The organism is Lentzea albida (assembly GCF_900111005.1).
Lineage (GTDB): Bacteria > Actinomycetota > Actinomycetes > Mycobacteriales > Pseudonocardiaceae > Lentzea > Lentzea albida.
Map to the genome: position 1 here is coordinate 400,445 of NZ_FOFV01000006.1, position 19,541 is coordinate 419,985.

A 19,541-nucleotide genomic window follows, 5' to 3' on the forward strand; every position below is an offset into this window, starting at 1 on the left:
GTCCCTCACTGTGACACCCAGTCGCGGGCGATGCGACCGCCTAGAACGGTGAGAAGCGAATCGGCCTGGACCATGCACCGCGTGACGTCCGGTTCGACGTCCAGCAACGCGTAGGCGGCCTTCAGCCCCAGGTCACCGGGCTCGACCGAGCACCGGCCCGCCACCGCGACCACCGGCACGTCACCCGAGGCCCTGACCACGCCGTACGGGGCCTTGCCGTGGCGGGTCTGCGCGTCCAGCGACCCCTCGCCGGTGATGACCAGCGACGCGTCGCGAACGGCCTCGGCGAACCCGGCGAGCTCCAGCACGACCTCGATGCCCGGCCGGAACCGCGCGCCGAGCACCGCCAGTGCGGCGAACCCGATCCCGCCGGCCGCACCGGCCCCCGGTCGTGACGCGTGCTCCGGCCCGATCCGCGAAGCGAAGTCCGCGAGCCGCGCCTCCAGGACCTCCACCTGTTCGGGTGAGGCGCCCTTCTGCGGCCCGTAGACCGCCGCGGCACCGGACGGCCCGAGCAGCGGGTTGTCCACGTCCGAGGCGAGCACCAGGTCGATGCCCTCGAACGACGTCTTGCCGAGTGCCTCCAGCATGCCCGCGCCGCCGTCGGTGCACGCGCTGCCTCCCAGCCCGAGCACGATCGTGGTGCAGCCGACGTCCAGGGCGGCTTTGAGCAGCTCACCGACGCCGTGGCTGGTGGCGTTCAGCGGGGCGGGCCGCTCCAGCAACGTCAGCCCGGCGGCCGAGGCCACCTCGACCACGGCGGTCGTGCCGCGGACGGCGAACGACGCGGGCACCGGCTTGCCGAGCGGTCCGGCGACCCAGCGCCCCACCTTCAGGAACCCGGCGGCGACGGCGGCGTCGACGGTGCCGTCGCCGCCGTCGGCCACCGGGAGCAGGCGCACGTCCACGTCCGGGACCGCCTCCCGCAGGCCGCGCGCGACGGCGGCGGCGACCTGCGGGGCGGTGAGCGATCCCTTGAACTTGTCCGGCGCGACGACGACGTGACTCACGGCAGCGGCTCGAATTCCTTCATCGCGGCGATCGACGTGCCGTTCGCGGTGTTGCCCTCGCGTTCGATCATGATCTCCACGAGCACGGGCCGCCGCGTGCGGTCGGCCTCCTTGCGCGCCCACTCCAGGGAGGTGCGGATCTCGCCGGGATCGGCGACCCGGACGCCGGAGCAGCCGTAGGCCTCCATGATCTTCACGTTGTCCGAGCCCGTGGTGTCGTAGTGGATGTCGACCTCGTACTTCATGTCGTAGCCACCGTGGTCCTCGGCCATCCGGATCAGGCCGAGGTACTCGTTGTTCAGCATGATCAGCACGAACGGCACGTCGTACTGGGCGCCGACCGCGAGCTCCTCCACGAGGAACTGGAACGAGTAGTCGCCGACGACACCGACGACCTCCGCGTCCGGACGCGCCTTCTTCACGCCGATCGCCGCCGGGATCTCCCAGCCGAGCGGACCGGCCTGGCCGCAGACCTGGTAGTGCCGCGGCCGGTGCGCCTTCTGGTGCTGGCCCGACCAGATCTGGTACAGCCCGATGGCCGTGACGAAGTAGGTGTCCGGGCCGTAGAACTCGTTGATCTCCTTGAACACGCGTGGCGCTTTGACCGGGACGGTGTCGAAGTCCTCGCGCCGCAACAGCGTCCGCTTGAGCTCCTGGCACCGCTCGACCCACGCGCCCTTGTCCCGGGGGCCGTGCTGCTTCGCCTTGTCCAGCAGGGCCTTCAGGAAGAGCTTGGTGTCCGCGACGATCCCGAGGTCGGGCCCGAAGACCTTGCCGATCTGCGTCGGCTCGACGTCGACGTGGATGAACTTCCGGTCGCCGCGGTAGATGGCGAGGTCACCGGTGTGCCGGTCGCCGAACCGCGCGCCGAGCGCCAGCACCAGGTCGGACTCCAGGAACGACGCGTTGCCGTAGCGCTGCGAGGTCTGGATGCCGGTCATACCCGCGTAGAGCGGGTGGTCCTCGTCGAGCGCGCCCTTGCCCATCAGCGTCGCCTGGACCGGGATCTGCAGGAACTCGGCCAGCTCCAGCAGCTCGGCGGACGCCTCGCCGAGGATGACGCCGCCACCGGCGAGCAGCAGTGGACGTTCGGCGGCCAGCAGCATCTCCAGCGCGCGCTCGACCCGTGCGTCACTCGGCGCGCTTTTCTGCACTGGCAACGGCTCGTCGATCGAGGAGTCCCACTCGATCTCCTGCTTCTGCACGTCGATCGGCAGGTCGATCAGGACCGGGCCGGGACGGCCGGAGCGGGCGATCCGGAACGCCTCGCGGAAGATCCACGGCATCTGCGCGGCTTCCTTGACCTGCACCGCCCACTTCGTGACGGGCGCGGCGATCGAGACGATGTCGACGGCCTGGAACGCCTCCTGGTGCAGCTTGGAGACCGCGGCTTGGCCGGTGATGCAGAGGATCGGCACGGAGTCGGCCTGCGCGGTGTAGAGACCGGTGATCATGTTCGTGCCGGCCGGGCCGGACGTGCCGATCGCGACACCGACGTTGCCGGTCGTGCGCGACCAGCCGTCCGCCATGTGCGTGGCACCTTCCTCGTGCCGCACGATGAGGTGCTCGATGCCGCCGTCGGACTCCATCGCCTTGTACAGCGGGAGGATCGCGGCGCCGGGGCAGCCGAACACGACGTCGATGCCCTCGGACTTGAGGACCTCGACGACCGCCTGCATGACTGGGATCTTCGGCATCTGTCAGGCCCTTCCCGCGAAGTTCTCGATGACCTTGAGCAGCGCGGAGTGGTCGAGCGACCCGTACCCCTGCGCACGTGCCGCCGCGACCAGCGCGGCGATCTGGTTGGTGACCGGCAGCGCGACGTCGGCGGCCCGTGCCGCGTCCAGTGCGATGCCCATGTCCTTGTGGTGCAGGTCGATCCGGAAGCCCGGCTGGAACTCGCGCGCGATCATGGACTCGCGCTTGAGGTCGAGGATCCGGTTCGCCGCGAGACCGCCCGCGAGCACGTCGAGGCCCGCCTTCGGGTCGACGCCGCTCGCTTCCAGCAGCACGATCGACTCGGCCACGAGGGCGTAGATGCCGCCGACCATCAGCTGGTTCGCGGCCTTCACGACCTGGCCGGCGCCGTGCGGCCCGACGTGGACGATCGTCTTGCCGACGACCTCCAGGAACGGCCGGGCGGCGGCGAAGTCGGCCTCGTCGCCGCCGACCATGATGCTGAGCGACGCCTGGACCGCGCCGGTCTGGCCGCCGCTCACGGGTGCGTCGAGCACGCGGACGTTCGTCAGCTTCTTCGCGATGTCGATCGAGGTGGACGGGCGGATCGTGCTCATGTCGATCAGCAGCGTGCCGTCGTCGAAGGTGACCTCGTCGATCACGGCCTCGACCTGCGGGTGGTTCGGCAGCATCGTTATGACGACCTCGGCGCCGCTCACGGCCTCTTGTGCTGACGACGCGGCCTTGCCGCCGTCGGCGACGAGCTTCTCGAGCGAGGCCGGGCTGAGGTCGAACCCCGTCACGTCGTGCCCGGCGGCCACGAGGTGGGCCGCCATCGGGCTGCCCATGATGCCGAGCCCGATGAAACCGATCCTGGTCATGCGTTGTCCCTCCAAGCGAAGGAGTGGGTGACGGGCTTGTACTCGGCGCCGACGAAACCGCTGTAGCCGTTCGCGCGGAGCTTCGCGAGGTGCCCGAAGAGGTCGAGCTCGCCGGTGCCGGGCTCACCACGTCCGGGAGCGTCGGCGATCTGCACGTGACCGATGCGGTCGACGTGGTCGGCGAGGAGGTCGAGGTCGTCGCCGTTCGTGGCGAGGTGGTAGAGGTCCGCGAGCAGCTTCACGTTGCCGCGGTCGATCTCGTCGATCAGTTCGAACGCCTGGTGGGCGGTCCTGATCGGGTACTGCGGCGCGCCGCTCAGCGGTTCGACGACGACCTGCGCACCGATCTCCGCCGCGACGTCGGCGGCGAAGCGGTAGTTGGAGACGGTCTGCGCGGTGGTCTCGAAGTTGCCGTGCAGCGCGTTGAGCGTGCGGCAGCCGAGCCGGCCCGCGATGGCCGCGGTGACCTCGACGTTCGCGCGGAACTCCGTCTCGCGGCCGGGCCAGCTCGCGAGGCCCCTGTCCCCCGCGGGCATGTCGCCCGCGTAGAAGTTCAGGCCGACCAGGCGCACCTGCGCATCGACGATCGCGTTCTCGAACGCCTCGATCTCGCGCGTCTCGGGTACGGCGTCCGCGAACGGCCACCAGATCTCGACCGCGTCGAACCCGGCGGCCCGCGCGGCGGCCGGGCGCTCCAGCAACGGCAGTTCCGTGAAGAGCATGGACAGGTTTGCGTCGAACATCTCCGGACCCGTTCCTTCCACATTGCGGAAGTAGAATTTCGTACTACGGAGACACTAGACATCCCGAGCAGCCCGGGTCAAGAATGTGGAAGTTCAATTCCGCGATGTAGAAACTTGGAGAACCGTGGACAGCTTCAACAGCGCCCCGGAGGCCGAACTCCGTCCACTGCTCACCGAGTGCCTCGCGGTGCCCCGCTGGATCGACGCCGTGGTGGCAGGCAGGCCCTACGCGTCGGTGGATGCTCTCCTCGCGGCTTCTTCGGTTGCCGCACAAGGACTTTCCGACGAGGAGGTGCTCGGCGCGATCGCCGGGCACCCGCGCATCGGCGAACGACAGAAGACAGGTGGGGTGTCGGCGAGGTGGTCGCGGTCCGAACAGTCCGGTGTGGACGCTTCCCAGGCTGATCGCCTGGCGGCCGCCAACGCCGCGTACGAGGATCGGTTCGGGCACATCTACCTGGTGTGCGCGACCGGCCTGAGCGGTGCGGAGATGCTCGACGACCTGTCCAGGCGCATGGACAACCCGCCGGACGTCGAGCTCCGCGTCGTCAACGACGAACTCGCGAAGATCGCCGCCTTGCGGCTGCAGAAGCTGATCGGGAGCTGATTTCATGGCCATCGTCCTGGGCCCCAACCAGTACGGGAAGGCGGAGAACCGCCTCGTCACGGTGTCGCGCAACGGTTCCGTGCACACGATCAAAGACCTGACCGTCAGCACCTCGCTGCGCGGGGACCTCGCGGACACGCACCTCACCGGCGACAACGCCAAGGTGCTCGCGACCGACACGCAGAAGAACACCGTCTACGCCTTCGCCAAGCAGGCGCCGGTCGGGGAGATCGAGGACTTCGCGCTGCGCCTCGGCCGCCACTTCGTCGGCTCGCAGGAGCCGATCACGGGCGCGCGCATCCTGATCGACGAGCACGCGTGGGACCGCATCGACGGCCACGACCACGCGTTCGCGCAGGGGTCGAACGAGAAGCGCACCACCGCCGTGACGATCGAAGGGTCGCAGGCGTGGGTCGTGTCGGGCGTGCGAGACCTCGTGGTGCTGAAGTCGACCGGATCGGAGTTCCACGGCTACCCGAAGGACCCGTACACGACGTTGAAGGAGACGAACGACCGCATCCTGGCGACGTCGGTGACGGCTCGCTGGCGGTACGCGGGCACGGACGTCGACTGGGCGAAGTCGTTCACCGAGATCCGCTCGATCATGCTGAAGACGTTCGCGGACAAGCACTCCCTGTCGTTGCAGCAGACGCTGTACGCGATGGGCGAGGCCGTGCTGAACGCGCGCTCCGAGGTCGCCGAGGTACGTCTCTCCATGCCGAACAAGCACCACTTCCTGGTGGACCTGAGCGCGTTCGGCCTGGAGAACGACAACGAGGTCTTCTACGCCGCGGACCGCCCGTACGGGCTCATTGAGGGCTCGATCCTGCGGGACGACGCCCCGGACGCGGGGCTTGCCTGGAGTACTTTGCCAGCCTTCTGAACACGACCGGGTTGAACAGGCTCGCCGGCGAGGCGACCATGTGCACGACCCGGACGAAGCGCCGGAACAGGTCGGGGTCGTGCACGATCCCGACCTGCCACTTCTTCATGTACCAGCCGAGCACACCGCGGCGCCTGTCCTCGACCCAGCCGCGGTCGGCGTTGCTGGACAGGGCCCACGAGCCGTTCGCGGTCTTCGCGACCTTGTGTTGGAAAGCGCGGCACCCTTGGGCGCTGAAGTCGTCGTGCCGGCGGAACAACAGCGCCTCCATCGCGGCGACGGTGATGCCCTGCCCGTACACGGGGTTGAAGGCGCACACCGCGTCCCCGACCGCCACCAGCCCGCCCGGCCAGTTCCCGATCGCCTCGAAGGCGTTGCGGCGACTGGCCGTGCGGGCGAACAGGTAGACGGGCGTGAGAGGTTCGGCGTCCCGCAGCATCTCCGAGATCGGCACCCGCAACGAGTCGAGGAACTCCTGGTACCCGTCGAGGTCGCGCGGCGGGTGGTCCCCGGCGGCGCCCTGCGCGGTGACCATCAGCCGGTCGCCCTCCACGCGCATCGCGGCCACGCCCCGCGGCAGGCTCGGCGCGGACAGGCTTTCCGCGTACACCACGGGGAAGTCCTCCGGCGCGGTGTAGATCCGCGTCGCGTACCCGGTGCGCGAGTCGACCACCTCGGGCTCCGGCACGGTGATCCCCACGTCCGCGAGCCAGGCGGGCAGCTTCGACGACCTGCCGGACGCGTCTACCACGAGATCCGCGTCGATCTTGCCGTGGTCACGCGTGAGCACGCCGTCGACCCGCCCGTCGCGGAAAGACAGCCCGGTGACGTGCACGCCCTGCCTGATCTCGGCCGTCACCCGCCGCCGGATGCGGGTCTCCAGCAGCGGGCGGCTCAGCGACAGCAGCGGCAACCCGATGGGCGTGCGGGCGAACCAGCCCTGCGGGTTGAGGATCCGCATGTCGCCCGCGTCGGCGAGTGCCGCGCCGGCCTCGACGAGCTCCTCGCGGAGACCGGGGAAGAGTTCCTCCAGCAGCTCACCGCCGCGCACCAACAGCCCGTGCACGTGCCTGCCCTGCGGCACACCAGCGCGCGGTTCGGCCTCGTCGGTGAGCTCGTCCCGTTCCAGCACAACGACTTCGTGCGACTCGCTCAGCACGCGCGCCGCCAGCAAGCCGGCGATTCCCCCGCCCATCACCACGGCCTTCATGAGGCCATTCAACCTCAGCCTTGGATGTTTCCGGGCGAGATGGAAAGAACCTCACGGTCGCTAACGGCCGGATTCAAGGCCACGATCTGCTGGGCATGACCGAACCCGGCAAGTCGCGGCGCAAATTGCTCGGGACCACTCGCAACCTCGTGCTGCTCGCCATCGTCGGCTTGGCCGTCACGGCTGTCCTTTTCAAGTGGCAGGACGGCAACGCCGCCCTGGGGATCGTCGCCGGGCTCGTCACAATCGTCACGTTCTTCTTACTGGTGATCGACCGCGTGCGCGCACAGACCTCACCACCACAGGTCGACGCCGCGGTGAAAGACCTCCAAATGAGGCTGCTAGAACAGTGGGAGCCCGAGGTCCAGCGCCGTATCCAGCACTCCCCCCATTCTCAGACCATTCCGCTGGAGTGGAAGGAACGTAGCCGGTCCGGCACTGACTCGTCACAGCTCGACGGCAGGTTCGACGGCGATTCGGACGAAGCCGCGACGCAACTCGCCGACGCCTTCCAGCGGCTGCCTGGCAAGCATCGGATGGTCGTCCTCGGCGAGCCTGGGTCTGGCAAGACCTTTCTCGCTCTCGCGCTGACGGTGGGCTTGCTGCGCAGGTGGACCGAAGGTGAACCTGTCGCGGTCTTCCTCACGTTGTCGTCCTGGGACCCCGTAGTCGAGACGTTGGACGAGTGGACCGTCGGCACCATCGCGAGCGCCTACTACGGCGGTGACCAACGGATACCCAAGGCGCTGCTAACTGCCCGGCGCCTCATCCCAGTGCTCGACGGTCTCGACGAACTGCCAGAACACCTCAGACGTCTCGCTGTCCGCCGCATCAACGACGCCATCACAGGAGTCCGCCCGGTAGTGGTGACGTGCCGAACCGCCGACTACGAAGAGGTAGTAGCAGGCGGGTCACCTGAGCTGCTGCGCGTCCCCGCCGTCGAGGTACAACCGGTTGCCACCCCGGACCTGGTCAACCAATTGAGAGACGTGCCGGCGTGGCAGGAAGTCGTAGCCCACGTGAAGGAGCACCCTAAAGGTCACGTCGCCGATGCGTTGCGCACACCGCTGATGCTGTCTTTCTTCACAGCGGTCTACGAATATCGGGACCCTGCCGAACTCATCGACCAGACCAAGTTCTCCAGCAAACACGCTGTAGAGGACCATCTTGTCGACCTGAGGCTGAACACCGCGTACCCCGAGGAGCCGTTGTCCGGCCAGTGGTCCGCCGAGCAGGGCAAGAACTGGCTCACGTACCTCGCTCGTCACATGCACGACCACGACGAACGGAGCGTCACCTGGTGGCAAGTCGCTTTCCGCAACGTCGAAGGCGGCCACCTGCTGGTAGCGCTCGCCTTGGTAGTTGCGCTGTGGTTGTCCGAGGCGGCATTCCTGTCCAACACCGTGGCCAAACTGCTCAAGTTGGAACCGTTGTTCATCCTCGTCTTCGGCACGGTAATGGCCTCTGTCTGGCTGGCCAGCAGGCGCCAGGTCCCTGGGAGGCGACAACCCGTCCGGAACAGCCGTTCACGCGGATTCAAACGAGGCCTGGTCATAGGCACGGTCGCGGTTCTTCTGCCTGGGCTGTTCCTCATCAGTCTGTCGATCGTCACCGCGTCCGAAGGTTTTCGCGACGTCATGGAGACGTCCTCCGAGGCATGCGCGATTCTGGCGCTGGCCCTGGCGCATGGGGTGGTCGTAGGGCTGCACGAGATGATGGTGGAGTGGTCGACGGCGAAACACACAGCTCACGCCGCACGGGAACTGCTAAGACGGGAGCGGGTGTCGACGTTCGTCGCTGCCGTCATCGCCGGGCTGGTCATCGGTCCACTCAGCATCGTCATCACGACCACCTCCATGTCCTACGGCACCCATCTGGGGCAGTGGTTCGCCTCCACACTCGACTTCCCGACGGTCTTCCGCCCGGAACCACCGGCATCGTCCTTGAACTGGGACTTGCTGGTGAAGGGCGGCGCCCTCATCACGGTTCTGTCCGCGCTCATGCTGGCATCATCCCGCTCCTGGCCGCGACTGCTGGCAGCCAAAGTGAAACTCGCCTGCACCCGCAAACTGCCGTGGCGGCTCGGTCGGTTCGTCACCGATGCGACACAACGAGGTCTGTTGCGACGAAGCGGTGTGGCATACGAATTCGGACACATCCTGTTGCAGGAGCGACTCGTGTCGACGGCCGTGAACTACCCACCGCTGCACCATCGCCCGTGGTTGCGGAGGACGCTAGCGGGATCGGTGGCGCTGATGGTCGTGGTCGCGGCAACTGCCGCGTGGTCCGGGAGACCCGAAGCCTGCGATAGCGCGAAACGCATCTGGATCGGCTCTCCGATGATTCGGGTCGAGAAAGACAGGAACACCGGCTGCTTCCACTACGTGCCCGAAAACAAGTGGGAAACCCTGGCACAAGGGACGGACAGCGCACCGGCTCTGGCCGACATCAGGGCCAGGTTGCCGAAGATGGCAGGCACGGGCACGCCGAGTCACGGACCGGTGTTGATCATCGGTGAGTTCGACGAGATCAGATCGGCCAAGCGCCATGAGGTCTTCACCGGAGTTGCCGCCGCTCAGCAGGTGACCGAAGGCTCCCTCGAGATCGGCTTCATCTACGCCGATCTCGAGGACAGCGAAGGAAAGGAGGCCGCCGCGTTGATCGACCTGTACATCGAGGACATCTGGCTCACGGGTGAGATCACCAGGAACACTTACCGAAGTGTCGCCGCGGTGGGCCTCGACCTTGACTGGTCGCGGCCTGACGCGAGCCTCAAGATCGTCGGCTTGAATGACATGGAACTGAGGGAGCACGCGACGGAACGCCGAAATGTCGTCACCAGGGCCTTTCTGGATAAGTCGCCTGCGAGATCGACCTTGCCGTCCTGCGAGGAGGTCGGGGAAGCACGTAGCACCAGATCGGTGCTCGATCTGCGATCGGCGCATCCGACCGGCCCGATGCTTGACGAACTCGCGCGGTGTGGCACTGCGGAGGTGATGGTGGAGCAGTCCGACGCAATGAAACTAAGCCTGCTGCCCGGCCGACCATCGGAAGTGAAGATCCATTATTTGAGCGACCGGTCGTCGACGATTACAAGAGACTGCTTGCAGGCGTCGAAGACACAAGATGCGGACAGCGCTAGCGTCAAGGCCTGCGTCGCCGTGGTCGCCGCCAACGAATCTTTTCGAGTTAGCGTTGAAGAACTTCCACCACCCGTGACGAGTTGAGGCCTTCAGTGGTTTTCCCTCGTGCGCAACGACATCTGCTGGTCGCGCCACGAGTGGAACAGGTCGGCCTCGCTGTACCAGCCGACGCCCGTCGGCCGTTCGCCGGTGACCATGAACTCGATCAGCAGCTGCCGGTACAGGTCGAGCGGAACACCGACACCGGGCGGGAAGTCCGTGTACTTCTCGTTGACGTACGGCGCTTCCGGCGACCCCTTGGGCCAGCCCATGAAGGCGTTGTCGACGAAGTACATGTAGCCCCACGCGCCGCGGACGGCGAGAACGACGTTGTGGTCCGGTTCGCCCTCGGGGGTGAGGTCGCGGCCGAAGTGGTCGAGCGACCCGTCGTTGCACTCGGGCCTGCCGAGCAGCCTGATCACCGTGTCGACGTCCGCCTCGCACGCCACGACCTGGTACTTGTGCTCCGCGGAGTCGAGGTCGGGTAGGCCGGTCCAGAGGCCGGCTCGCATGCTCATGCGAGCACCCTGCACCCATCGCCGGGAACATTCGACAACCATGGACAGAACCACACGAACGGATGACGCCCCGATCAGCTCGATCGGGTTACAAGCCCCCGCAGCGCTGACTCGTCCAGACCCGTCGCGGCCTGCACCTCCACCGGATCGAGCGCACCGCAGTCCACCGCGCGGAGAAAGAACGCGGAGAGTGCCTGAGCTGTCGCCGGTTCGTCCAGCACTCCGCCGGAGATGTGCTGCACGTACGACTTCAACCGTGCCGCGTCCGCCTCCAGGCCTTCGCGGTAGAAGGCGTAGACGGCGGCGTAGCGCGTCACCAGTTGTGCCGGGTGGAGGTCCCAGCCCTGGTAGAAGCCGTGTTCCAGCGAACGCCGGGTGAGCCGGTAGTGCGTGTCCCAGCCGAGCTGCTTCTGGTCGCCGACGGGCAGGACGTTGGTCGAGCCGTCGGACAGCCGCACGCCCGTGCCCGCCGTCGACACCTGCATCACGTGCCGGGCGAAGTCGCACGCGCCGTGGGCGAGGTGCTGCTGCGCGGCGGACAGCCCGCAGTCCGCCGTGTAGTCGTAGGTGCCGAAGTGCAGCCCGGTGACCCGGCCGCGGCCCGCCTCGATGAACCGCGGGATCGCGAGCCTGCCCTGGGAGTCCACGACGGACCGGGTCGTCTCGACCTGGATCTCGAACCTCAGATCGCCGCCGAAGAGGTCGAGCACCTCACCGAAGACCTCGACCTGTTCGACCGACGTCACCTTGGGGAACGTGATCACGAAACCCGGCGGCACCTCTCCCAGTGCCGTCAGGAAGATGTCCAGCGTCCGCAGGCCGCGCTCGCGCAGTTCGGCGTTGTCGAACGACTTGATCCGCAGCCCGAACGACGGCGGCGCCGTGCCGTCGGCGATCCACCGGGACAACAGGATCGCCGTGCTCTCGGCGTCCATGTCCTCGACGTCGTCCTCGGGCGCGCCGTAGCCGTCCTCGAAGTCGATCCGCAGGTCCTCGACCGGCTCCCGGCGGAGCTTCGCCTGGACCCGTTCCAGCACGCCGTTCGGCAGCGGCGGGAGCAGGTCCGGCTCGATCGACTCCAGGGCCACGCGCCCCCAGTCGGCGATCGTGGACCCGATGATGCGCCCGGCGGGCACGTAGCACGTGTGCACGGGCTGACGGCCCACCGGGAAGCTGCGTTCCACATCGGACAGACGCGCGGTCACGCGCGCGACGTCCTCAGGGGACAGCGATGTTCGATACATCAGATGCGCTCGTAGGCGGGCAGCGTCAGGAAGTCCACGAAGTCCTCGGACAACGCGACCTGCTCGAACAGTTCGACGGCCGCGGCGACGTGCGGGCCTTCCAGCTCCCCACCGACCCGCGCGAGCACCTCGCGCACCGCGTCCGGCGTGACCTGCGTGCCGTCGTCGAGCACGACCTTGTTGTTGACCCACTGCCAGATCTGCGACCGGCTGATCTCCGCGGTGGCCGCGTCCTCCATGAGGTTGTGGATCGCCGCCGCGCCGTTGCCGCCCAGCCAGGACGCGATGTAGCGCACGCCGACGTCGACAGCGCCCTCCAGCCCGGCCCGCGTCGCCGCGCCGCCCGCCGACTTGAAGTCGAGCAACTGCTCGGCCGTCACGCTGACCTCGGGACGCTGCTTGTCGATCTGGTTCGGCCGGTCGCCCAGCACCCCGTCGAAGATCTCCCGGCAAATCGGCACGAGATCAGGATGCGCCACCCACGAGCCGTCGAAACCATCGTTCGCCTCGCGCGTCTTGTCCTCGCGGACCTTGCGCAGCGCGTTCTCGGTGACCTCGGGATCACGCCTGTTGGGGATGAACGCGGCCATGCCACCCATGGCGAACGCCCCGCGCTTGTGGCACGTCTTCACCAGAAGCTCGGTGTACGCGCGCATGAACGGCGCCGTCATCGTGACGCTGTTGCGGTCCGGCAGCACGTAGTCCGCGCCCGCGTCACGGAAGTACTTGATGACGCTGAAGAGGTAGTCCCACCGACCGGCGTTGAGCCCCGAAGCGTGGTCGCGCAGCTCGTAGAGGATCTCCTCCATCTCGAATGCGGCGGGGATCGTCTCGATCAGCACCGTCGCCCGGATCGTGCCGTGCGGCACGTCCTTGAGCTTCTGCGCCGTCGTGAAGACGTCGTTCCACAGCCGCGCTTCGAGGTGCGACTCCATCTTCGGCAGGTAGTAGTACGGCTTGCCGATCTCGGCGTTGTGGAAGAAGTGCAACCCGAAGTCCACCAGCGCACCCACGGCGTTCCTGCCGCCGAACTGGAGGTTGCGCTCGTCGAGGTGCCACCCGCGCGGCCGCACGACGATCGTCGGGTACGGCCCGCCCTTGAGCTTGTACTCCTTGCCCTCCGGCGAGGTGAACTCGATCGTCTCGCGCGCCGCCTCGTACAGGTTCACCTGTCCCTGCACGACGTTGTCCCAGTGCGGCGTGTTCGCGTCCTCGAGGTCCGCGAGCCACACCTTCGCACCCGAGTTGAGCGCGTTGATCGTCATCTTCCGCTCGGTGGGCCCGGTGATCTCGACGCGCCGATCACGCAGTGCCTCAGGCGCCGGAGCCACCTGCCACTCGCCGTCCCGCACGTCCTGCGTCTCCGGCAGGAACCCGAGGGGCCGGCGCTCCTTGCGAAGAGCGAGCAACTCGTCCCTGCGGGCGGCGTGCGCCTCATGCAGCTTCGCGACGAACTCAAGAGCCTCTTCGGTCAGGACCTGCACCTGGATCCACCTCTCTCGGTTTTGCTGTGTGGACTATAGTTTTTGCATTGCGGAACTGCAACGGGAGGAGCCGCACGTGTCCACAGGTGGCGTGCAGTCCCTGCAAAGAGCCTTCGACCTGCTGGAACGCCTGGCAGACGCAGGCGGCGAGGCCTCGCTCTCGGAGCTGGCCACCACGACGGGCCTGCCCCTGCCCACGATCCACCGCCTCATCCGCACCCTTGTCACGCTGGGCTATGTCCGCCAGAACAGCAACCGCCGCTACACCCTCGGCTCGCGCCTGATCCGCCTCGGCGAGACCGCGTCCCGCCAGTACGGCACCTGGGCGAGGCCCCTGCTGTCACAGCTGGTCGACTCCGTGGAGGAAACGGCGAACCTGGCCGTCCTGGACGGCGACGAGGTCGTCTACGTGGCGCAGGTGCCGTCAAAGCACTCGATGCGCATGTTCACGGAGGTGGGCCGCCGCCTGCTGCCCCACGGCACCGGCGTCGGCAAGGCGATGCTGTCGCAACTCCCCCGCGCCGACGTGCGAGCGCTGCTGGACCGCACGGGCCTGCCCGCGTACACGTCGAACACGATCACGGACGCGTCCGAACTGCTCGACTCGCTCGACGAGATCTCGGAGCGCGGCTACGCACTGGACGAGTCGGAGCAGGAGCTGGGCGTGCGCTGCATCGCCGTGCCGGTGGTGGGTGGGCCGACGCTGGCCGCGGTGTCGGTATCGGGCCCGGAGGGCAGGCTCACGAAGGATGCGGTGAACCGCATCCTCCCGGAGGTGCTGGCGGTGGCGAAGAGGCTGGCGGACCAGGCCGCAACGGCCTGAGCAGCGAGCCGGACGATTGCCGCGATGCCGCAGGCGAGCCGTCCTGAGCAAAGAGGTACCGGCGGTGGGGTCCCATCACGAGTCGCGCCACAGCTCTTGCTCTTGGTGCGTCTCGTGATGGGACCCCACCGCCACCGCAACCAAACAAAGCAACCGGCAGCCGCCCTACGCAACAGGCGTGCCATCAACCCGCTACCGGCGCTACCCCCTGATCAGATTGCCGGGGTCTGGGGCAGAGCCCCAGGGGAAGCACGCAAGGCGACCAGGCCGCCCGCAACCCCAACCACCGAACAAACTCAGCCCAACAAAGCGTCCACAAAGGCCCCGGGCTCGAACGGAGCCAGGTGGTCGGCCCCTTCACCAAGCCCGACCAACTTCACCGGCACCCCGAGCTCACGCTGAACCTGGAACACGATCCCACCCTTGGCAGTCCCGTCCAGCTTGGTCAGCACAATCCCCGTGATGGCGACCTGCTCAGCGAACACCCGAGCCTGAGTCAACCCGTTCTGCCCAGTCGTGGCATCCAAAACCAGCAGGACCTCGTCAACCACGGCCTGCTTCTCCACCACCCGCTTCACCTTGCCGAGCTCGTCCATCAGCCCGACCTTGGTGTGCAACCGCCCAGCGGTGTCGATCAAAACCGTGTCCACCCCGGCATCCACACCACGCTTCACAGCGTCGAAGGCGACAGAAGCCGGATCCCCACCCTCAGGCCCGCGCACGGTCTCCGCACCGACCCGCTTGCCCCAGGTCTCCAACTGGTCGGCAGCAGCGGCCCGGAACGTGTCGGCAGCACCGAGCAGCACCGTGCGCCCATCGGCCACGAGAACGCGCGCGAGCTTGCCGGTGGTCGTGGTCTTGCCGACCCCGTTGACGCCCACGACGAGCAGCACAGCGGGCTTGCCGGCGTGCGGCAGCGCCTTCAACGACCGGTCCATCCGAGGCCCGAGCGCATCCACGAGCACCGACCGCAGCAGCTTCTGCGCGTCCGCCTCGGACCGCACACCGGCTCCGGCGAGCTTCGCCCGCAGGGTCTCCACGATCTCCGTGGTCGTGGCCGCGCCGAGGTCCGCGATCAGCAGCGTGTCCTCGACGTCCTGCCACGAGTCCTCGTCCAGGTCGCCGGCACCCAGCAGCCCCAGCAGCGAGGTCCCGAACGCGTTGCGGGACTTCGAGAGCTTCCCGCGCAGCCGCTCCAGGCGGCCGGAGGTCGGCTCGATCTCCTCGACCTCGGACGCCTCGACGGGCAGGTCCACCTCGACGAAGCCGCGCTTCACCGAGTCGCGCGGCACGGAGGCGTCGTCGCCGACGCCCGGCTGGCCGTCGACCTCGGTCCGGTCGGCCACCGGGTGCTCGACCGGCGCGGGGTGCACGGGGGCCTCGGCCACCACGACCGCCTCGGCCTCGGTGGCTTCGGGCGCGGCCGGGGTGAACGTGATCCCGGACGCGGCCTGATATCCGCCTGGCTTCGGCGTCTCCTCCTTCTGGGTCAGGCTGATGCGACGGCGACGCGTCAGCACCACACCGGTCACCAGCGCGGCGATCAGCACGACCGCCACGACGACGAGGATCAGGACAAGGGAGGACGTCGACACGGGCTCATGGTTTCACAGTCGCGCATGTGATCTGTCAACCAGTTGTTGCTCAATTAGGCGAAGATTTCACCAGAGCTCTTGCGCCGTGCCACGGTGTGGAATAGACCACACGTCGTGAGGGTGATCGGACTGATTTCCGGCACGTCGATGGACGGCATCGACGTGGCCGTCGCCGACCTGTCGATCCACGGCGACGTCGTCGAGCTCGTGCCGGTGCAGTGCGCCGAGCACCCGTTCCCGAAGGACCTCCTGGAGAAACCCCGGGACCTCGCCGAAGTGTGCGCCTTCGACACGTCGCTCGGGCAGGCTTTCGGCGAAGTCGCCGCCGGGTACCTGCCGGCGGACCTGATCAGCTCGCTCGGGCAGACCGTCCACCACGAGGTGCAGGACGGCGAGTGCCTCGGCACGCTGCAGCTCGGCCAGCCCGCCTGGATCGCCGAACGCACGGGCGTCCCGGTGATCGCCGACCTGAGGGTGCGCGACGTCGCGGCGGGCGGCCACGGGGCACCGCTGGCCAGCACGCTCGACGCGTTGTGGCTCGCCGGCATGGACGGCAACGCGGTCGCGCTCAACATCGGCGGCATCGCGAACATCACCGTCGTCACGCCGGGAAGCGCGCCGGTCGCCTACGACACCGGGCCCGGCAACGCGTTGATGGACGCCGTCATGGAGGTCCTCTCCAACGGCGAACGCCGCCAGGACACCAACGGCGAGTTCGCACGACGAGGCACCGTCAGAGAAGACGTGCTCAAGAAGCTCCTGGCCGACCCGTACTACGCCAAGCCGTGGCCCAAGTCGACGGGCAAGGAGCACTTCAACGCCGAGTACCTGCGGGGCTTTCCCACTGTCCAGGCCGAGGACATGCTCCGCACGCTCGCCGAGCTCACCGCCCGCACCATCGCCGACGCCTGCCGCGCGCACGACGCGAGCACCGTCGTCGCGTCCGGCGGCGGCATGCGCAACCCCGTGCTGGTCGAGGCCCTGACCAAGGCGCTCGACCCGATCCCGTTGAGGATCAGCGACTCGCTGGGCCTGCCGCGCGACGGCAAGGAGGCCTACCTCGCCGCGCTGCTCGGGTTCCTGACGTGGCACGGGGTTCCCGGCAACACGCCGTCCGCGACCGGCGCGTCCGGCCCGCGGCTGCTCGGCAGCATCACGCCCGGCAGCGGGCCGCTGCGGCTGCCCGAGCCCGTCACCACCGCTGTGACCAAGCTGGAAGTGGGGGAACCGAAGTGCGCGCACTAGACCTCGCGATCATCGCCCTGTTCCTCGTCGGCATGCCGTTGATCGGCATGGCGATCGGCGGCAGGCAGAAGTCGTCCACCGACTACTTCGTCAGCGAGAAGCGCATCTCGTGGTGGGTCGTCTGCCTGTCCGTGGTGTCCGCGGAGACCTCGACGCTCACGGTGCTGAGCGTGCCGGTGATCGCGTACATGGCGACGCCCGCGCAGGGCGGCATGACGTACCTGACGCTCGCGCTGGGCTACATCGTCGGCCGGATCATCGTCAGCTTCGTGCTGCTGCCGCGCTACATCGCCGGCGACCTCGTGACGGCGTACGCGTTCCTGGGCAAGCGGTACGGCGGCGGCATGCGCGCCACGGCGTCCGTCACGTTCCTCTTCACGCGCCTGCTCGCGGACGGCATCCGGCTCTTCGCCACGGCCATCCCGATCAAGGTCGTGCTCGCCGAGTACGGCATCACCGCGTCTTACTGGGCGATCGTGGTGGCGCTCGGCATCGCGATGGTGTTCTACAGCTTCTTCGGTGGCGCCCGCGCCGTCGTCTGGGTCGACGCGATCCAGATGCTCTGGTACGTGCTCGGCGGCCTCGTGGTGATCTGGGTGCTGGCGGGGCAGCTGCCGGACGGCTGGTTCTCGAAGGCCGCCGACGTCAACAAGTTCCAGCTCTTCGACTTCACGAGCTCACCGCTGACGGGCGCCTACCCGTTCGTCGCGGCGTTCTTCGGCGGCGCGTTGCTGTCGATGGCCTCGCACGGCGCCGACCAGCTGATCGTGCAGCGGCTCATGGCCACGCGGGACGTGAAGTCGGCGCAGAAGGCGTTGATCGCCTCCGGTTTCGTGGTGTTCCTGCAGTTCGCGTTCTTCCTGTTCATCGGCGTGATGATGTGGGCGTTCTACGCCGGCGTCGACCCGGTGAAGGACCTGGGACTGAACAACAAGGACGAGCTCTTCGCCCACTTCATCGTCAACGACCTGCCGAGCGGCCTGTCCGGCTTCGTGATCGCCGGCATCCTCGCCGCCGCGCTCTCGTCGTCGTTGGGCGCCTTGGCCTCCAGCACCGTCACGGACGTCTACGAGCGCATCCGCAAGACCCCGATGACCGACGACGAACGCCTGCGCCACGGCCGGATCTGGACCCTCGTGTGGGCGGGTCTGCTGATCGTCTGCGCGGGTCTGTTCGCCTCCTCGAACAAGACCACGGCGGATCCGATCGTGGTGCAGGCGCTCGGCATCGCCGGCTACACCTACGGCGCGCTGCTCGGGGCCTTCCTCCTCGGCCTGGTCTTCAAGCGCGTCACGCAGGCGGACGCGATCATCGCGTTCGTGGCGACGGTGCTGGTCGTCGGTTTCGTCATCCTCGGGGTCAAGTTCGCCGGCAGCACGCCGACGATCAACTTCGGGAAGGCGACCGCCGACCTGAAGTCCCTGACCGGGTGGTGGAACACGCCCCTGGGGGTGGCGGTCACCTTGCTGGTGGGTGGGTTGCTGTCATTGAGGCGTTCACGCGGTGTGCCGGTACGAGACGAGCTCGATGTGAAGGCGGAATCCTAGTCGGGCGAACATGTTCTGCGAGCTCTCGTTGCCCGCGTAGATCGACGCGGCGGCCTGCGGTCGTGCACCGTGGTCCGCCGCGAGCTTCCACAGCAGTTCGGTGACGAGAGCGGCGCCGACGCCCTGACCCCGGACGCCGGGTTCGACGGCCACGAAGTCGACGTAGTACTCCTCGGGTTGCGCCTTGCCCGCGGCGTACCCGAGGACGCGTTGGCCGTCCATGGCGACGACGACCGTGCGTTTGGCCGGATCGGATTCGACGAGTTGCTTGCCGGACAGGTAGGTGTGCGGAAAACATCGCTCGTGCAGGACGGCGACGGCCTCGTGCACGAAGTGGTCGGTCGGGAGGACGCGCATCTCGCGGTCGCTGGGACACTTGGCGTCCCGCAACAGCAACGTGCGCAGGTCCCCGTTGTCGAGGACGTGGATGGCGCTCGCCTTGCCGGCGCTGAAGGCGTGCCGTTCGGCGAACGCCGCGAGTCGCCGGTGGGCGGTGTGCCCGTAGAGCTCGAGGTCGGTGATGCCGGTGAAGAGCTCGGTGGCGTGCCGGAACAGGGCGTCGGCGGTCTGGTCCCAGATGCGGCTGCCCGCGGGGTGGTTGACCGGTACGTCGACGAACGGCCCGTGCAGCCACGCACGGCCGAGCTCGGCGTCGACCTCCACGCTGAGCATGCCGGTGATGTTGTCGTCGGCGTCGACGGCCACCACCGTGCAGTCGGCCCAGCTGGGCTCGAACTCGCCGAGCTCCGCGCGGAGCTCTTCGACTGTCTCACCGAGGTACCCGATGTGGTGCGCGTTGTCGGCCTGGAGCCGGACCAGCAGCGCCATCGTGGCGCCGAGGTCGCCAGGTTCGGCGAAACGGATGTCGTACATGGGTGGAATGGTCACTCGC

At 67.9% G+C, this 19,541-nt stretch carries 16 protein-coding genes; 6 read left to right on the top strand and 10 right to left on the bottom strand.

The annotated features are described in order from the left end of the window. Positions 1 to 5 precede the first annotated feature (5 nt). The 4 genes from BMY74_RS18795 to BMY74_RS18810 are packed head-to-tail and all read right to left on the bottom strand — an operon-like array spanning position 6 to position 4,311. On the bottom strand, positions 6 to 1,010 hold the full coding sequence (locus BMY74_RS18795; RefSeq protein WP_089917593.1) for a glycerate kinase family protein: 1,005 nt from the start codon (positions 1,008 to 1,010) through the stop codon (positions 6 to 8). Further along, positions 1,007 to 2,707 carry a glyoxylate carboligase gene (gene gcl / locus BMY74_RS18800; protein ID WP_089917596.1) on the bottom strand — a complete coding sequence of 567 codons (1,701 nt, stop codon included), beginning with the start codon at positions 2,705 to 2,707 and terminating at the stop codon, positions 1,007 to 1,009. Before gcl ends, BMY74_RS18795 begins: the two co-directional genes overlap by 4 nt. Positions 2,708 to 2,710: 3 nt before the next feature. Continuing rightward, entirely contained in the window at positions 2,711 to 3,568 is an 858-nt protein-coding gene (locus BMY74_RS18805) for an NAD(P)-dependent oxidoreductase (protein ID WP_089917598.1), read from the bottom strand. After that, positions 3,565 to 4,311 carry a hydroxypyruvate isomerase family protein gene (locus BMY74_RS18810; protein ID WP_089917771.1) on the bottom strand — a complete coding sequence of 249 codons (747 nt, stop codon included), beginning with the start codon at positions 4,309 to 4,311 and terminating at the stop codon, positions 3,565 to 3,567. Before BMY74_RS18810 ends, BMY74_RS18805 begins: the two co-directional genes overlap by 4 nt. A gap of 124 nt (positions 4,312 to 4,435) precedes the next feature. Here BMY74_RS18810 and uraD point away from each other — a divergent pair, with 124 nt between their 5' ends. Together uraD and pucL are read left to right on the top strand one after the other, a co-directional pair. After that, positions 4,436 to 4,918 (top strand): 2-oxo-4-hydroxy-4-carboxy-5-ureidoimidazoline decarboxylase, encoded by a 483-nt coding sequence (gene uraD / locus BMY74_RS18815; protein WP_089917600.1) that lies wholly within the window; start codon positions 4,436 to 4,438, stop codon positions 4,916 to 4,918. Between the two features lie 4 nt (positions 4,919 to 4,922). Then, complete coding sequence (gene pucL / locus BMY74_RS18820) at positions 4,923 to 5,801, top strand: factor-independent urate hydroxylase (RefSeq protein WP_089917602.1); 879 nt, start codon at positions 4,923 to 4,925, stop codon at positions 5,799 to 5,801. Here pucL and BMY74_RS18825 read toward each other — a convergent pair. Continuing rightward, the gene (locus BMY74_RS18825) at positions 5,728 to 7,011 is read right to left on the bottom strand and encodes an NAD(P)/FAD-dependent oxidoreductase (RefSeq protein WP_089917603.1); all 1,284 of its coding nucleotides are present in this window, start codon (positions 7,009 to 7,011) and stop codon (positions 5,728 to 5,730) included. The two genes, pucL and BMY74_RS18825, sit on opposite strands and share 74 nt — an antisense overlap. A 95-nt stretch (positions 7,012 to 7,106) precedes the next feature. Here BMY74_RS18825 and BMY74_RS18830 point away from each other — a divergent pair, with 95 nt between their 5' ends. After that, complete coding sequence (locus tag BMY74_RS18830) at positions 7,107 to 10,238, top strand: NACHT domain-containing protein (RefSeq protein WP_089917605.1); 3,132 nt, start codon at positions 7,107 to 7,109, stop codon at positions 10,236 to 10,238. A 5-nt stretch (positions 10,239 to 10,243) separates the two neighbouring features. Here the strand turns inward: BMY74_RS18830 and BMY74_RS18835 are convergent, their stop codons facing one another. From BMY74_RS18835 to aceB, 3 genes are all read right to left on the bottom strand, one after another. Then, entirely contained in the window at positions 10,244 to 10,711 is a 468-nt protein-coding gene (locus tag BMY74_RS18835; RefSeq protein WP_177229806.1) for an Imm1 family immunity protein, read from the bottom strand. Between the two features lie 74 nt (positions 10,712 to 10,785). Beyond that, positions 10,786 to 11,955: a DUF6986 family protein gene (locus BMY74_RS18840; RefSeq protein ID WP_089917608.1), complete on the bottom strand. Its 1,170-nt coding sequence runs from the start codon at positions 11,953 to 11,955 to the stop codon at positions 10,786 to 10,788. Next, entirely contained in the window at positions 11,955 to 13,439 is a 1,485-nt protein-coding gene (gene aceB / locus BMY74_RS18845; RefSeq protein WP_245786213.1) for a malate synthase A, read from the bottom strand. The genes BMY74_RS18840 and aceB overlap by 1 nt, the downstream gene beginning before the upstream one ends. 76 nt (positions 13,440 to 13,515) lie before the next feature. Here aceB and BMY74_RS18850 point away from each other — a divergent pair, with 76 nt between their 5' ends. After that, complete coding sequence (locus BMY74_RS18850; RefSeq protein ID WP_089917612.1) at positions 13,516 to 14,262, top strand: IclR family transcriptional regulator; 747 nt, start codon at positions 13,516 to 13,518, stop codon at positions 14,260 to 14,262. 296 nt (positions 14,263 to 14,558) lie between these two features. Here the strand turns inward: BMY74_RS18850 and ftsY are convergent, their stop codons facing one another. After that, positions 14,559 to 15,857 (bottom strand): signal recognition particle-docking protein FtsY, encoded by a 1,299-nt coding sequence (gene ftsY, locus BMY74_RS18855; RefSeq protein ID WP_089917615.1) that lies wholly within the window; start codon positions 15,855 to 15,857, stop codon positions 14,559 to 14,561. Positions 15,858 to 15,977: 120 nt separating this feature from the next. On the opposite strand from ftsY, the gene BMY74_RS18860 reads away from it, so the two are divergent. Together BMY74_RS18860 and BMY74_RS18865 are read left to right on the top strand one after the other, a co-directional pair. Then, the gene (locus tag BMY74_RS18860) at positions 15,978 to 17,102 is read left to right on the top strand and encodes an anhydro-N-acetylmuramic acid kinase (protein WP_089917773.1); all 1,125 of its coding nucleotides are present in this window, start codon (positions 15,978 to 15,980) and stop codon (positions 17,100 to 17,102) included. Then, positions 17,090 to 18,649: a sodium:solute symporter gene (locus tag BMY74_RS18865; protein WP_089917617.1), complete on the top strand. Its 1,560-nt coding sequence runs from the start codon at positions 17,090 to 17,092 to the stop codon at positions 18,647 to 18,649. Before BMY74_RS18860 ends, BMY74_RS18865 begins: the two co-directional genes overlap by 13 nt. On the opposite strand, the gene BMY74_RS18870 is transcribed toward BMY74_RS18865, so the two are convergent. Further along, on the bottom strand, positions 18,599 to 19,522 hold the full coding sequence (locus BMY74_RS18870; protein WP_089917618.1) for a GNAT family N-acetyltransferase: 924 nt from the start codon (positions 19,520 to 19,522) through the stop codon (positions 18,599 to 18,601). The two genes, BMY74_RS18865 and BMY74_RS18870, sit on opposite strands and share 51 nt — an antisense overlap. Positions 19,523 to 19,541 lie beyond the last annotated feature (19 nt).